The organism is Limnohabitans sp. Jir61 (assembly GCF_003063545.1).
Taxonomy (GTDB): domain Bacteria; phylum Pseudomonadota; class Gammaproteobacteria; order Burkholderiales; family Burkholderiaceae_C; genus Limnohabitans.
The window spans coordinates 17,445-30,818 of record NZ_NESD01000004.1; the positions used below are offsets into that span (position 1 = coordinate 17,445).

Annotated in this window: 16 protein-coding genes and 1 pseudogene; 13 read left to right on the forward strand and 4 right to left on the reverse strand. The window is 55.4% G+C overall.

What is annotated here, in order from left to right:
- Position 1 precedes the first annotated feature (1 nt).
- The gene (locus B9Z35_RS11410; RefSeq protein ID WP_108283844.1) at positions 2-652 is read left to right on the forward strand and encodes a response regulator transcription factor; all 651 of its coding nucleotides are present in this window, start codon (positions 2-4) and stop codon (positions 650-652) included.
- 5 nt (positions 653-657) lie between these two features.
- On the opposite strand, the gene icd is transcribed toward B9Z35_RS11410, so the two are convergent.
- Entirely contained in the window at positions 658-1,914 is a 1,257-nt protein-coding gene (gene icd, locus B9Z35_RS11415) for an NADP-dependent isocitrate dehydrogenase (RefSeq protein ID WP_108283845.1), read from the reverse strand.
- 117 nt (positions 1,915-2,031) lie between these two features.
- On the opposite strand from icd, the gene B9Z35_RS11420 reads away from it, so the two are divergent.
- Positions 2,032-2,475, forward strand: a complete 444-nt coding sequence (locus B9Z35_RS11420; protein ID WP_108283846.1) for a DUF192 domain-containing protein — start codon at positions 2,032-2,034, stop codon at positions 2,473-2,475.
- An 87-nt stretch (positions 2,476-2,562) separates the two neighbouring features.
- Here the strand turns inward: B9Z35_RS11420 and B9Z35_RS11425 are convergent, their stop codons facing one another.
- Together B9Z35_RS11425 and xseA are read right to left on the reverse strand one after the other, a co-directional pair.
- The gene (locus B9Z35_RS11425) at positions 2,563-3,144 is read right to left on the reverse strand and encodes a Fe-Mn family superoxide dismutase (protein ID WP_108283847.1); all 582 of its coding nucleotides are present in this window, start codon (positions 3,142-3,144) and stop codon (positions 2,563-2,565) included.
- A 35-nt stretch (positions 3,145-3,179) separates the two neighbouring features.
- A complete protein-coding gene (xseA, locus tag B9Z35_RS11430; protein WP_108283848.1) occupies positions 3,180-4,463 on the reverse strand; it encodes an exodeoxyribonuclease VII large subunit in 1,284 nt (427 codons plus the stop codon).
- A 254-nt stretch (positions 4,464-4,717) separates the two neighbouring features.
- Between xseA and B9Z35_RS11435 the strand changes: the two genes are divergently transcribed.
- The 6 genes from B9Z35_RS11435 to adk all read left to right on the forward strand — a co-directional run bounded on the left by B9Z35_RS11435 (position 4,718) and on the right by adk (position 8,521).
- On the forward strand, positions 4,718-5,344 hold the full coding sequence (locus tag B9Z35_RS11435; protein WP_108284067.1) for a MotA/TolQ/ExbB proton channel family protein: 627 nt from the start codon (positions 4,718-4,720) through the stop codon (positions 5,342-5,344).
- Positions 5,345-5,362: 18 nt separating this feature from the next.
- Positions 5,363-5,788, forward strand: a complete 426-nt coding sequence (locus B9Z35_RS11440; RefSeq protein ID WP_199219819.1) for a biopolymer transporter ExbD — start codon at positions 5,363-5,365, stop codon at positions 5,786-5,788.
- Between the two features lie 5 nt (positions 5,789-5,793).
- Positions 5,794-6,882 carry a tetraacyldisaccharide 4'-kinase gene (gene lpxK / locus B9Z35_RS11445; protein ID WP_108283850.1) on the forward strand — a complete coding sequence of 363 codons (1,089 nt, stop codon included), beginning with the start codon at positions 5,794-5,796 and terminating at the stop codon, positions 6,880-6,882.
- Complete coding sequence (locus tag B9Z35_RS11450) at positions 6,863-7,045, forward strand: Trm112 family protein (protein ID WP_108283851.1); 183 nt, start codon at positions 6,863-6,865, stop codon at positions 7,043-7,045. The genes lpxK and B9Z35_RS11450 overlap by 20 nt, the downstream gene beginning before the upstream one ends.
- Positions 7,046-7,789, forward strand: coding sequence for a 3-deoxy-manno-octulosonate cytidylyltransferase (gene kdsB / locus B9Z35_RS11455; protein WP_108283852.1), 744 nt, complete (start codon positions 7,046-7,048; stop codon positions 7,787-7,789). It begins immediately after the preceding gene.
- Between the two features lie 75 nt (positions 7,790-7,864).
- Entirely contained in the window at positions 7,865-8,521 is a 657-nt protein-coding gene (gene adk, locus B9Z35_RS11460; RefSeq protein WP_108283853.1) for an adenylate kinase, read from the forward strand.
- Between the two features lie 77 nt (positions 8,522-8,598).
- Here adk and B9Z35_RS11465 read toward each other — a convergent pair whose 3' ends face one another.
- Complete coding sequence (locus B9Z35_RS11465) at positions 8,599-9,504, reverse strand: asparaginase (RefSeq protein WP_108283854.1); 906 nt, start codon at positions 9,502-9,504, stop codon at positions 8,599-8,601.
- 95 nt (positions 9,505-9,599) lie between these two features.
- Between B9Z35_RS11465 and lexA the strand changes: the two genes are divergently transcribed.
- The 5 genes and pseudogenes from lexA (at position 9,600) to B9Z35_RS11490 (ending at position 13,348) form a co-directional block, all read left to right on the forward strand.
- Positions 9,600-10,256, forward strand: a complete 657-nt coding sequence (gene lexA, locus B9Z35_RS11470) for a transcriptional repressor LexA (RefSeq protein ID WP_104797367.1) — start codon at positions 9,600-9,602, stop codon at positions 10,254-10,256.
- A gap of 15 nt (positions 10,257-10,271) precedes the next feature.
- Complete coding sequence (locus B9Z35_RS11475; protein ID WP_108283855.1) at positions 10,272-10,508, forward strand: hypothetical protein; 237 nt, start codon at positions 10,272-10,274, stop codon at positions 10,506-10,508.
- Between the two features lie 61 nt (positions 10,509-10,569).
- Entirely contained in the window at positions 10,570-11,577 is a 1,008-nt protein-coding gene (locus B9Z35_RS11480) for a D-2-hydroxyacid dehydrogenase family protein (protein ID WP_108283856.1), read from the forward strand.
- A gap of 52 nt (positions 11,578-11,629) precedes the next feature.
- A pseudogene (locus B9Z35_RS11485) lies at positions 11,630-12,562 on the forward strand (3-hydroxyacyl-CoA dehydrogenase family protein); the annotation flags it as partial.
- Positions 12,563-12,568: 6 nt separating this feature from the next.
- Positions 12,569-13,348 (forward strand): oxepin-CoA hydrolase, alternative type, encoded by a 780-nt coding sequence (locus B9Z35_RS11490; RefSeq protein WP_108283858.1) that lies wholly within the window; start codon positions 12,569-12,571, stop codon positions 13,346-13,348.
- Positions 13,349-13,374 lie beyond the last annotated feature (26 nt).

The window sequence follows — 13,374 nt, forward strand, 5'->3', positions numbered from 1 at the left end:
CATGTCTGAACCACTGCATCAACACCCTATTCAGCTCATTGAAGATGACATTGCGCTTGCGCAAAGTTTGCTCATGCTGCTATCCGCCTCAAACTTCACCTGTGTGCATTACAAAAGCGCGGAAGAGTTTTTAGCGGCGGTCAAAAGCAACCCACAAGCCCTACTTTTACCCACCTGCGTGGTGTCTGATATTCGTTTGCCCAAACTCTCTGGCATGGACATGATGGCGTTGCTGCGAAAAGAACACCCAGATTGCGTTTGGCCTGTGATTTTGGTGACAGGACATGCCGATGTGGCGATGGCAGTAGACGCCATGCACATGGGCGCATTTGACTTCTTGACCAAACCATTTGACCCATTTTTGTTGACACAAAAATTAACGACGGCTGTCGAAAAATCTGTCCAAATCAAAGCTACACACGACTTTGTTGCAACCTACGAGCAACGCGTTGCACAACTCTCCGAGCAAGAGAGAAAAATTTACAGCATGATTTTGGAAAACCAAACGAGCCGAGAAATTGCTGAAACTTTAGGCAACAGTACGCGCACGATTGAAGTTCACCGTGCGTCGATTTTCAAAAAAATGGGCGTCGTGTCAGTTCTGGATTTGGCCAAAAACAGCGAGCGCTACGCACTCACTAAGCAAGCGTAAAACGCTTACATCTGCTCAATCATCACGTCGCCAAAGGCAGAGCAGCTGACCTGCTCAGCGCCGTCCATGAGGCGCGCGAAGTCATATGTGACACGCTTGGTGGCGATGGCGGCTTCCATCGATTTGATGATGATGTCAGCGGCCTCTGTCCAACCGATGTGGCGCAGCATCATCTCGGCAGACAAGATCATGGAGCCTGGGTTGACATAGTTTTTACCTGCGTACTTGGGAGCTGTGCCATGGGTGGCTTCAAAACAGGCTACGGTGTCTGACATATTGGCTCCGGGTGCGATGCCAATGCCGCCCACTTGCGCGGCCACAGCATCAGAGATGTAGTCGCCATTGAGGTTAAGCGTAGCAACCACTGAGTATTCGGCTGGACGCATCAAAATTTGCTGCAAGAAGGCGTCGGCAATGACGTCTTTGATGATGATGCTCTTGCCAGTCTTTAGGTTCTTTAAACGACACCATGGGCCGCCGTCAATGAGGGTGGCACCAAACTCTTTTTGCGCCAAGGCCAAAGCCCAATCGCGGAAACCACCTTCGGTGTACTTCATGATGTTTCCCTTGTGCACGATGGTGACGCTGGGCTTATCGTGGTCGATGGCGTATTGAATGGCTTTGCGGATGAAACGCTCTGTGCCTTCAATAGAAACAGGCTTGACACCAATGGCAGATGTGTCGGGGAAGCGAATGGTGGTCGCCCCCATTTCGGTTTGCAAGAAGGCGATCAGCTTTTTAGCCTCGGGGCTTTGCGCGGCATATTCGATGCCGGCATAGATGTCTTCGGAGTTCTCACGGAAGATGACCATGTTGGTTTTTTCGGGCTCTTTCAAAGGCGAAGGCACGCCTTTGAAGTACTGCACAGGGCGCAAGCACACAAACAAGTCGAGCGCTTGGCGCAAGGCCACATTGAGCGAGCGAATGCCGCCGCCCACGGGTGTATTGAGTGGGCCTTTGATAGACACCTTGTACTCGCGCATGGCTTGAGCAGTTTCTTCGGGCAGCCAAACGTCAGGGCCATACACCTGAGTGGCTTTCTCACCTGCAAACAACTCCATCCATTGAATTTGGCGCTTGCCAGCGTAGGCTTTGGCGACAGCTGCATCGACCACTTTGCGCATCACGGGGGTCACGTCTTGGCCCACACCGTCGCCCATGATGAAGGGGATGATGGGCTGGTCGGGCACGCTCAGCGAGGCGTCTGCATTGGCGGTGATTTTTTGACCTGCAGCGGGCACTTGGATGTGCTGGTATGGCATGTGCGGCGTTTCCTGTGGTGGTGTGAAGTTGCGTTTTGGATTCTAGCCAGCGCCAACCGAGCCAGAGCGCTGAAAAGCCCATCTTGGCTAGCTTTGCCTTGCGATACAGTCACCTACATGAAACGCGCATTGCTTACCCTCCTCTTTTCTGGCTTGGCTTTTTCGGCCTTGCCCCAAGACACACCACAAACCAACCTGCCCCGCATCAAGCTGCAAGCAGGCATGTATCAAATCGACACGCAAGTGGCGCAGACGCCCGACCAGCGCAGCATTGGCCTGATGTACCGCAAAGAAATGCCTCAGCACGAAGGCATGTTATTTGTGTTTGAACAGCCCGCCACGCAGTGCTTTTGGATGAAGAACACCTTGCTGCCGCTCACCGCTGCCTTTGTGGCTGATGATGGAACTATCGTGAACTTGGCCGACATGAAGCCCCAAACCACCGACTCGCATTGCTCAGAAAAGCCTGTGCGTTTTGTTTTGGAAATGCATCAAGGTTGGTTTGCAAAAAAAGGTTTGAAGGCTGGCAGTCGCTTGAGTGGGGTGGCATTTAAGCCATAAAACAAACTAACTTCGCCCACAAAAAAGCCGCCTATCAAGGCGGCTTTGTAGTTTAAGCAGCCTAAACGGCCGCTTAAAAACCTTAACTTAGGCGAAGTTGCTTTCAGCGAAAGACCAGTTCACCAGGTGGTCCAGGAACGTCTCAACAAACTTAGGACGCATGTTGCGGTAGTCGATGTAGTAGGCGTGTTCCCACACGTCCACAGTCAACAAGGCTTTGTCGCCAGTGGTCAACGGAGTGCCAGCAGCGCCCATGTTGACGATGTCCACAGAACCGTCGGCCTTTTTGACCAACCATGTCCAGCCTGAACCGAAGTTACCCACGGCGCTCTTGACGAAGGCTTCTTTGAATGCGGCGTAGCTGCCGAATTTGGCGTTGATGGCTGCAGCCAAAGCACCTGTGGGTTCGCCGCCGCCTTGTGGCTTCATGCAGTTCCAGAAAAAGGTGTGGTTCCAGATTTGGGCAGAGTTGTTGTAGATGCCGCCGCTGGACTTCTTGATGATTTCTTCCAGCGCCATGCCTTCAAACTCGGTACCTTTTTGCAGGTTGTTCAAGTTCACAACGTAGGCGTTGTGATGCTTGCCGTGGTGAAACTCGAGGGTTTCTTGGCTGTAATGAGGGGCCAATGCGTCGATGGCGTAGGGCAATGCGGGGAGCGTGTGTTCCATGAAGTCCTCTTATGTAAAAACGTGGATTGTAAAAACTAAATTTGGGTCGATGTTGCCACACGTAGATCAACCACGCCGTCAGCAAGGGTTGCTTGCAAGGCTAGGCCTTCTGTGGTTTGTGCCACCGAGGTGATGGCTTGGCCATCGGCATCGCTGAGCCAAGCAAAGCCGCGCTGCAGCACGAGCTTGGGGTCTAGCAACTCTAGGCGCAAAGCGGCGCGGTGAAGGCGTTCGCGGGCGGTGGCTGGGGTAAGTTGCACACCACGGGCTAAGCCGCTGGTGAGTGTGGCCAGTTCGTTATGACAGCGCTGGGTGCGCGTTTGTACAGCTTGGCCTAGGCGCTGCTGCAGGCGCAAAAGCTGCATTTTTTCAGTGCTCAGGCCTTCAGATGGGCGGCCTAAGCGAGCTTGGGCGCGGTCAAGGCGTTGCTCTTGGGTGTCGAGCTGGCGGTGCGCTATTGATTGCAGGGCGTTGCCCCACAGCTGCAGGTTTGACAGCAACTCGGCTTGCGGCACGGCACACATTTCGGCAGCGGCGGTGGGCGTGGGGGCACGCAGATCGGCGCAGAAGTCGGCAATGGTGAAGTCGGTCTCGTGGCCGACGCCACAGATGATGGGCACGGGGCTAGACACGATGGCGCGGGCGAGGTTTTCGTCATTAAAAGCCCACAGGTCTTCCATCGAGCCGCCGCCGCGCACCAGCAGTATGACGTCGATATCGGGCTGCTGCCCAAGCTGCTGCAAGGCTTGAACCAAGGTAGGCGGCGCGTCGGGCCCTTGCACCAAGGACGGCGCAAGCACCACGGGAATGTGCGGCACACGGCGTTGCAAGGCAGTGGCCACGTCGTGCAAGGCGGCTGCGCCGAGGGAGGTGACCACGCCAATGCCTCGCGGCATGGTTTTAACGGGGCGTTTGCGCTCGGCGTCAAACAGGCCTTCGGCTTCGAGCTTGGCTTTGAGTTTGAGGAACTGCTCAAACCACGCGCCCTGCCCCGCACGGCGCATGTGTTCGACCACCATTTGCAGTTCGCCACGCGGCTCGTATACACCTAAACGGCCTTTGATTTCGACAAGTTCGCCGTCCACAGGGCGAAAGTCGAGCATTTGCGCGGCGCGCTTGAACATGGCGCAACGCAACTGCCCGCTTGCGTCCTTGAGGGTGAAGTAGCAATGGCCGCTGGCCGCACGTGTGAAGCCAGAAATCTCGCCCCGAACGGCCACGGGGTTAAATCGGTTGTCCAAGACATCAGCAACGGCGCGGCATAGCGCCCCAACTGCCCAGATGCGGGGCGTCAAACCTAGAGACTCTGAGCTTGTCATTGATGACTCATCCACAAAAATAAATAACTGTTAGTTTTATGCATAAAACTACCAAAAACAACGAGCGCTCGGTGTAAGTCATTGATTTAGTTGTATTTTTAAGCGCTCAATTTTCGGTCATTCTGTCAAATCCCCCTATAAATGGGGGCTCAGAGGCATCGCATCAAGGCTTATCCCCAAAGTTATCCACAGATCATGTGGATGGGCGGGTGAGCCATAATTGACCCACACAAAATTTCTCTGGAGTGTTGGCTTTGTTCACCATCATACAAGCGGCTGGTTGGCCGATTTGGCCCCTTTTGATCTGCTCTATCGTGGCCTTGGCATTGGTCATCGAACGCATGATGAGCCTTCGCGGCCATTTGGTCGCACCCGAAGGTTTGCTGGACCAAGCTCTCAAAGCCTCACACGACAACCTGCCCTCTGAAGAAGCCATGCAACAGTTGCATGACAACTCAGTGCTTGGCCGCGTGTTGGCTTCGGGCCTACACGCCATGAAAGACGAGCCCCTCATCAGCGCCGAAGACTTGCGATCGAGCATGGAGTCGGCTGGCCGCAAGGCTGCGCATGAGCTAGAAAAATATTTGGTGACTTTGGCCACCATCGCCTCTGCTGCGCCCCTGCTAGGTTTGCTAGGCACGGTCATCGGCATGATTGATATTTTTGGCTCGCAAGCCCCAGGCACGAGCAACCCCGTGCAGCTGGCTCAAGGTATTTCGATCGCCCTTTACAACACGGCGTTTGGTTTGATCATTGCCATTCCTGCCCTGATGTTTTGGCGCTACCTGCGTGGCCGTGTGGATGCGTATGTTCTAGGGTTAGAGCTGGATGCCGAGCGTTTTGCACGCCATTTGCTCGCCATGCGTGCGCGTTTGAAGTAACAGGGCCACACCATGGCCATGAAATTTCATCGCGAAAAGAGCCCTGAGCCCGAGATCAACTTGATCCCGTTCATTGACATTTTGTTGGTGGTGGTGATCTTTTTGATGCTCTCGACCACCTACAGCAAGTTCACGGAACTACAGCTGAACTTACCCGTCGCCGATGCTGCTGCGCCGCAAGAGCGCCCACATGAGGTGATTGTGTCCATCAGCAGCGAAGGACAATTCAGTGTGAACCGCAACTTGGTGAACACGCGTGACGTACAAGGCCTGAGTCAAGCACTGGCACAGGCCACGCAAAGCATCGACAGCCCCATGATCATCATCAGCGCCGACGCGCAAGCCAGCCACCAATCGGTGATGATGGTGATGGAAGCCGCGCGCCGCAATGGTTTGAACCAACTCACCTTCGCAGCCCAGTCGTCTGGCGGCAAGGCCGACTGACGCGCATGAGCGGCCACCCCACCACGACACCCAAACAGTTGCTGTTGCAGGCGTTGGTAATGGCGTGGAATGGGCGCAGTGTCGATGCACCCAATGTGTTGGGCCAGCTTCTGGTGGCTTTGTTGCTGCCCATTAGCTGGCTATTTGCTGGTGCAGTGGCCATTCGCCGCGAACTTTATCGACGCGGGATTTACAAGCAAGAAACCCTGCCAGTGCCCGTGATCGTGGTGGGCAATGTGATGGTGGGTGGTGTGGGCAAAACACCCATCACCATGGCCTTGGTGAACCACTTGAAAGCACAAGGTTTGCGCGTGGGCGTGTTGTCACGTGGCTATGGCCGCAAAACAAGCAGCACCTTAGCGGTGTCGCCCAAAAGCCAATCGCTGAACGTGGGCGATGAGCCTTTGCTTATTGCGCGCAGCTGCCAAGTGCCCGTGTTTGTGGGCAACAGCCGTGTGGACGCAGGTCTTGCGCTGCTGAGTTTGCACCGTGATGTGCAAGTGCTGGTGTGTGACGATGGCTTGCAACATGGCCCACTGGCACGCGACTTAGAACTGTGCGTATTTGACGAACGCGGCGTGGGCAATGGGCACATGCTGCCCGCAGGCCCGCTGCGCGAGGCTTGGCCACGCAAAGCGTTGAACCCCGATGTGCCGTGCTTGGTTCTGAAAACAGGCGGCGAAGCTGGCCCAAACGACTTTGCGGTGCAACGCCATTTGGCTGACTATGCACTGCAAGCCGATGGCACGAAACGCTCGCTCAGCAGCTGGTGGGACACACCCGTGCAAGCCTTGGCAGGCATTGCCAAGCCTGAGGTATTTTTTGCCATGCTGCGCGAGCAAGGCCTGAATGTGGTGCACACCCAAGCCCTGCCCGATCACGCCGATTTGCAAGCTTTGCACATCGACGTAAGCCAAAGCGATGTGCTGTGCACCGAAAAAGATGCGGTCAAGCTTTGGGCGCATCACCCACACGCATGGGCTGTGCCGCTGCACACCACCTTGCCCACCGAACTATTGGCCGCGATTGATTTGCATCTAGCGGCTGCCCAAAACGCAAAGTTATCATCACCCCATGGACACCAAACTGCTTGAACTCTTGGTCTGCCCAGTGACCAAAGGCCCTCTGGAATTTAAACGCGACACGCAAGAGCTGGTGTCGCGCAGCGCACGCTTGGCTTACCCCGTGCGCGATGGCATTCCTGTGTTGCTGGAAAACGAAGCCCGCCCCCTGACCGACGCCGAGCTGGACGCGTAAATGTCGTTTTGCGTTCTTATTCCAGCGCGCATGGCTTCATCGCGCTTGCCCGACAAACCACTGGCTGACATAGCAGGCTTACCCATGGTGGTGCGCGTGGCGCAACGTGCCAAGTTGTCTGCTGCGGCACGCGTGGTGGTGGCCGCTGACGACGCGCGCATCGTGGCAGCCTGCCAGGCACACGGCGTTGATGCCGTGCTCACCCGTACCGACCACCCTTCTGGCAGCGACCGCTTGGCCGAAGCCTGCGATTTGCTGAAACTACAAGACAGCGATGTGGTGGTGAACGTGCAAGGCGACGAGCCCCTGATTGACCCAGCCTCGATTGACGCCGCTGCCCAGCTGCTGCAAACGCGCAGCGACTGCAGCATGAGCACCCTCGCACACGCGATTGACAGCTTGGAAGACTTTGCCAACCCCAATGTGGTGAAGGTGGTGCTGGATGCGCGCAACACCGCGCTGTACTTCAGCCGCGCACCGATTGCTTGGTGGCGTGATGGCGGCATCACTGCCCTGCCCAATCCCGCACCGCTGCGCCATGTGGGCTTGTATGGTTACCGCGTTGGCTTTTTGCGCGAGTTTCCCAAGTTGGCGCAAGCGCCGATTGAAGTGACCGAGTCGCTCGAACAATTGCGTGCCATGTGGCACGGCCACCGTATCGCGGTGCATATCACCGAACATTCACCCGGCCCCGGCGTCGACACGCCAGAAGATTTAGCGCGCGTGAGAGCCCTGCTGAGCTAAGCAGCGTAAGGGTTTCGAAGGGAAGCCCGTGATATCCTCGACTAAGTAATAAAACGTAGACCATTAGGACCAAGCATGAGACTGATTTTGTTGGGCGCCCCCGGTGCCGGTAAAGGTACACAGGCCACCTTCATTTGCCAAAAATATGGCATTCCCCAAATCTCCACTGGCGACATGCTTCGCGCCGCTGTGAAAGCTGGCACACCACTGGGCATCGAAGCCAAAAAAGTGATGGATGCAGGCGGTTTGGTCAGCGATGACCTGATCATCAACTTGGTAAAAGAACGCATCACCCAAGACGACTGCGCCAAGGGTTTCTTGTTTGACGGTTTCCCACGCACCATTCCTCAAGCCGATGCCATGAAGGCCGCTGGCGTGAAGCTGGACTACGTGTTGGAAATCGACGTGCCTTTTGACGCCATCATCGAGCGCATGAGCGGCCGCCGCTCACACCCAGCTTCTGGCCGTACGTACCACGTCAAATTCAACCCTCCAAAGGTTGAAGGCAAAGACGACGAGACAGGCGAGCCATTGGTGCAACGCGCCGACGACCAAGAAGAGACCGTCAAGAAGCGTTTGGACGTGTACAGCGCCCAAACCCGCCCATTGGTGGACTACTACTCTGGCTGGGCCAAGGCCGATGCCGCTGCAGCACCGAAGTACCGCGCCATCAGCGGCACGGGCACTGTGGAAGAAATCAAAGAACGCGCGTTCCAAGCTCTCGCAGCTTAAGTCGCGTCAAGCGTCACGCTTGCAAAGCAAAGCCGCTCTTTTGAGCGGCTTTTTTGTGGGTGAGATCAATCGCCTGGTTACGCTTGCTGCGTCAAGAGATGCATCAACAATGCCACGCGTGCTTGCACAGCCGTCAAGCCACCTGCATGAGGCAACACATCCGCCTCACGGGACTGCACGCCGCCTTGTGTGCAACGCGAGGCCCGCAAGACGTGTGCGCCCTGCTTTTGCGCGTCCAGCAATGCAGCTTCTAAGGCATGATTCAAAGTGCCATTGCCAGTTCCAGCCACCACCCAACCATCGGGCGCATCGTGGGCGCACAAGGCTCGCACCAAACGACCATCTGCACTTGCATGATTCAACACCAACTCCACACGCGGCCAATGCGTGCAAGCCAGCACCTGCGCCACGCTGGGCACGCGTAATGCGACCGGATGCGTCACGCCCGTGTGCGAGGTGAACGGGTTGCGCTGATGGCTATGGCTTTTTTGCACAGCGTTACCTGCATGAAGTTGCCCTGCGCACAGCACCGTTACGCCCGATGCCGTTGGTAGTTGCACCCATGCCAAAGCGTCTTTGAGGTTGCCTGGGCCATCGCTGTCGGGTGCATTGGCAGGCAACATGGCGCACGTCATAGCCACGGGCTTGGTCGGCTGCAACACGCTTTGCAAAAAGTAGGCAGTTTCCTCAATCGTGTCTGTGCCGTGGGTAATGACCACGCCTTGCACATCGTCTTGTTCTAACCAGTGCACCAAGCGAGCCAACAGGCTTTGCCACACCGCAAACGACATGTCTTTGCTGTCAATTTGTGCCACTTGCTCGGCCAGCAACTCAACGCCGTCATAAGTAACGTCTAGCATCAAATCAGCCACTCCCACTTGGCCAGCTGTGTAGTTTTGAGGCTTAGATGCATCGCTTGCCAAGCCCGCAATCGTCCCGCCTGTGGCTAAAACAACGATTTTTTTAGTTTTTTTTGCATTCATGGCTTGTCAAACTCAAAAAGCTGGTTAAAAATACAGTTACTGGATGTACAAACAGTCACACCACCTAAGACACACATTGTGCAGGAGTCGAACCGATGATTGAAATGCCAAAACTTACCGCCCGTCAGCAACAGATTCTGGAGCTTATCCAGTCTGCCATTGCCAACACCGGTTCGCCCCCTACCCGCGCAGAAATTGCAGCTGAGCTTGGTTTCAAGTCAGCCAACGCCGCTGAAGAACATTTGCAGGCCTTGGCCCGTAAAGGCGCCATCGAATTGGTGAGCGGCACATCACGCGGCATTCGCCTCAAGGGTGGCAACCAACGAAGCTACCAAGAGAGCAGTTTCAGCGCTTCACCTTCAGGATTCTCTCTGCCACTCGTGGGTCGCGTAGCAGCAGGTTCGCCCATCTTGGCACAAGAGCATGTGGACCAAACCTATTTTGTGGAAAGCAGCTTGTTCCAACGCAAGCCAGACTACTTGCTTCGAGTGCGCGGCATGTCCATGCGCGACGCCGGCATCATGGACGGCGACTTGTTGGCCGTGCAATCCACCCGCGACGCCAAGAACGGTCAAATCGTGGTGGCTCGCTTAGGCGAAGACGTGACCGTCAAGCGCTTTCGCAAAACTGCCAGCCACATCGAGTTGCTCGCCGAAAACCCCGACTTCAAAACAATTGTGGTCGAGCCAGGCGAACCCTTTGAAATTGAGGGTTTGGCCGTCGGCCTGATCCGTAACACCATGATGATGTAAAGAAAGCACACGACCATGAGCCTCGCACTTTTTGGCGCCTACCGCCTCTTGAACCCTCTGCAAAACGTTGTTCGCGGCTTCATGCCTGCGCAAGCCTTGCAAAGCACTCGTCGCCCTTTACCATTACGCGTGGCCCGCGTGATGGAAGCCCAACACAGCCGCAGCCAAGCTGGCCGAATGGTCATCTCAGGTCGCATGGCCGATGTGTGTGCCGAGCTCGACCGCTTAGCTGAGCTGGAAAATCGCCACTGATATTTGCGATTGGCCTCATCTGCAAAGCATGAGGCCCCGTGAGTCAGGGCACAATTGGGGAATGAATATTGTCATCCTCGACGACTACCAAGATGTCGTGCGCAAACTGTCTTGCGCGTCCAAGTTAGAAGCCTATCCAGCCAAGGTCTACACCAACACCATCAAAGGTGTTGGCCAGCTCTCAGTTCGACTCAAAGACGCTGAAGTCTTGGTTCTCATTCGTGAGCGAACTCAGTTGTCGCGTCAGCTGCTGGAAAAATTACCAAAACTTAAACTCATCTCACAAACTGGCAAAGTGGGTAGCCACATAGACATGGCGACCTGTACCGAGCGTGGCATTGCAGTTGCAGAAGGCTTTGGTTCACCTGTTGCCCCAGCCGAATTAACGTGGGCGCTCATCATGGCGGCCATGCGCCGCTTGCCTCAGTACATCAGCAACCTCAAGCACGGTGCTTGGCAGCAATCAGGCCTCAAAGCCGGATCAATGCCCATCAACTTTGGCCTTGGTCAAGTTTTACGTGGCAAGACGCTAGGCATTTGGGGTTACGGCAAAACTGGTGAGCTTTTGGCAGGTTTCGGCAAGGCCTTTGGCATGCGTGTGCTGATGTGGGGCAGCGAAGCATCAAGAGATCGAGCAGCGAAAGATGGGCTCAATGTGGCTGCTTCGCGTGAGGCCTTCTTTGAAGAATCCGATGTACTGACTTTGAACCTACGCTTGGTCGACGCAACGCGCGGCATTGTCAAGTTGGCCGACCTCAACCGCATGAAACCCACAGCCTTACTGGTCAACACCTCTCGTGCTGAACTGATTGAACCAGATGCACTGATCACAGGTCTCAACCGCGGACGTCCTGGCATGGCCGCCATTGATGTGTTTGAAAGTGAACCCATCATGCAGGGTCATGCTTTGCTTCGTTTAGAAAACTGCATTTGCACGCCTCATATCGGCTATGTCGAGCAAGATAGCTATGAGCTGTATTTCGGAACCGCCTTTGACAACGTGGTGAACTTCATCAAGGGCACACCCACCAACATCGTTAACCCTGGCGCACTCCAGGTGCGTCGTTAAGACTTGCCTTTCTCTTTTCATGAATTCAATCCATCAAACAATCGGTATCTTGGGCGGCGCCACAGAAGCGCTGCAGATTGCATCTGAAGGCGTGGCCGACTTTGCCACGATTGACCGCATCTTGCGCGACCAAGCGGGCTTCAAGCTTGGCCCTTTCCAATTGCTCGACATCGCAGGCATTGATGTGGCACATCAGGCCATGACGTCCGTCTATCAACAATACCTGAGCGAACCACGCTATCGCCCCAGCAATATCGCGATGCAACGCATCGCAAAAGGCAAGTTGGGTCAAAAGAGTGGCGAAGGTTTTTACACCTACGTGAATGGCGAAGCACAAATGTCAGCAGAGCCAATTGCTCCGACCGTGACAGAAATGCCACCGGTGTGGGTCTCCACACGCGCCATGCGCCGTCCCGAGCTGCTGCAATTGCTCAAAGACTTAGGCGCCAAGATTGAAACCGGTGCATCCCCCTCAGCACAAGCTTTGTCCATCGTCGCGCCTTTGGGCTTTGACGTGACCACGGTGGCCATCGTTGAGCGCTTAGATCCTGCTCGCACCGTAGGCATCGACATGTTGATTGACGACAAGCTCACGCACCGCCGTGTGCTGGCCACCAGCCCTGCCACTCGTGCCGATATGCGCGATGCTGCACACGCCCTGTTTGCCCGTGATGGCAAAGCTGTGACGGTGATTCGTGACAGCGGTGGTTTTGTGACGCAACGTGTGGTGGCCAACATCATCAACATTGCCTGCGACATGTGCCAACAAGGCCTGTGTACGCCTGAAGAACTAGAAGCCACAGGTGCAGCCGATTTAGGCCACAGCATGGGGCCGTTGACCATGGGCAACAAATATGGCCCTACCGAAATTTTAGAAGTACTGTTCAATGTGCAAACCGTGTATGGCGACACACGCTATCGCCCTAGCCCCTGGCTGCGCCGCCGGGGGGCGCTGGGTTTGAGCTTGATGCACATCGAAAGCTAAAGCACCATGAGCGCTCAACTCAAAAGCACCAACCATGGTCAGACCCTCATCTTGACCCTGTCAGACCCGACACTGCGCAACGCGATGGGGCCTGCCATGTATGCCGCCGGGATTGAAGCGCTCAATGTGGCTGAGACCAACCCCGACATTCGCAGCGTGGTCATCACGGGCGAGGGTGCACACTTTTGTGCTGGCAGCGATGTGCATCGACTCAAAGCCAACCGTGAGCACCCCGCAGAGACCCATGCCCAAGAAATTGAAAGCCTGCACAACTGGATAGAAGCCATTCGCACCTTCCCCAAACCCGTCATTGCGGCGGTTGAAGGTGCTGCGGTAGGCACTGGTTTTTCATTGGCTTTGATGTGCGACCTCATCATCGCCGCAAATAACAGTGTGTTTGCGATGGCTTACAGCAATTTAGGTTTGTCACCTGATGCAGGTGCGAGCTGGAGCTTGACACACGCACTGCCCCGTCAATTGGCCGCAGAGTTGCTGCTCTTGGGTGACCGCATCAGTGCACAGCGCTTACATGAACTGGGTGTGGTCAACAGCATGGTGGACAGTGGTCATGCTCTGCCACAAGCGTTGGCTCTGGCTGAGCGCATCAATGCACAAGCGCCCAATGTGATGAACAGCATCAAAGAACTCGTCAACGATGCCAGCACACAGAGTCTGACTGAGCAGTTGGCACAAGAACGAAATCAGTTTGTGAAAAACTTGCACCACACGAACGCAGGCATTGGCATCCAAGCCTTCATCAACAAAGAATTTCCACACTACAAATAAACATCCACTCAAGACCTGCACAGACT

What these genes read in the sequence shown, in the direction of transcription:
- B9Z35_RS11410 (WP_108283844.1), top strand. Translation starts at nt 2, where the DNA reads ATGTCTGAACCACTGCATCAACACCCTATTCAGCTCATTGAAGATGAC.
- icd (WP_108283845.1), bottom strand. Translation starts at nt 1,914, where the DNA reads ATGCCATACCAGCACATCCAAGTGCCCGCTGCAGGTCAAAAAATCACC.
- B9Z35_RS11420 (WP_108283846.1), top strand. Translation starts at nt 2,032, where the DNA reads ATGAAACGCGCATTGCTTACCCTCCTCTTTTCTGGCTTGGCTTTTTCG.
- B9Z35_RS11425 (WP_108283847.1), bottom strand. Translation starts at nt 3,144, where the DNA reads ATGGAACACACGCTCCCCGCATTGCCCTACGCCATCGACGCATTGGCC.
- xseA (WP_108283848.1), bottom strand. Translation starts at nt 4,463, where the DNA reads ATGACAAGCTCAGAGTCTCTAGGTTTGACGCCCCGCATCTGGGCAGTT.
- B9Z35_RS11440 (WP_199219819.1), top strand. Translation starts at nt 5,363, where the DNA reads ATGAAATTTCATCGCGAAAAGAGCCCTGAGCCCGAGATCAACTTGATC.
- lpxK (WP_108283850.1), top strand. Translation starts at nt 5,794, where the DNA reads ATGAGCGGCCACCCCACCACGACACCCAAACAGTTGCTGTTGCAGGCG.
- B9Z35_RS11450 (WP_108283851.1), top strand. Translation starts at nt 6,863, where the DNA reads ATGGACACCAAACTGCTTGAACTCTTGGTCTGCCCAGTGACCAAAGGC.
- kdsB (WP_108283852.1), top strand. Translation starts at nt 7,046, where the DNA reads ATGTCGTTTTGCGTTCTTATTCCAGCGCGCATGGCTTCATCGCGCTTG.
- adk (WP_108283853.1), top strand. Translation starts at nt 7,865, where the DNA reads ATGAGACTGATTTTGTTGGGCGCCCCCGGTGCCGGTAAAGGTACACAG.
- B9Z35_RS11465 (WP_108283854.1), bottom strand. Translation starts at nt 9,504, where the DNA reads ATGAATGCAAAAAAAACTAAAAAAATCGTTGTTTTAGCCACAGGCGGG.
- lexA (WP_104797367.1), top strand. Translation starts at nt 9,600, where the DNA reads ATGATTGAAATGCCAAAACTTACCGCCCGTCAGCAACAGATTCTGGAG.
- B9Z35_RS11475 (WP_108283855.1), top strand. Translation starts at nt 10,272, where the DNA reads ATGAGCCTCGCACTTTTTGGCGCCTACCGCCTCTTGAACCCTCTGCAA.
- B9Z35_RS11480 (WP_108283856.1), top strand. Translation starts at nt 10,570, where the DNA reads ATGAATATTGTCATCCTCGACGACTACCAAGATGTCGTGCGCAAACTG.
- B9Z35_RS11490 (WP_108283858.1), top strand. Translation starts at nt 12,569, where the DNA reads ATGAGCGCTCAACTCAAAAGCACCAACCATGGTCAGACCCTCATCTTG.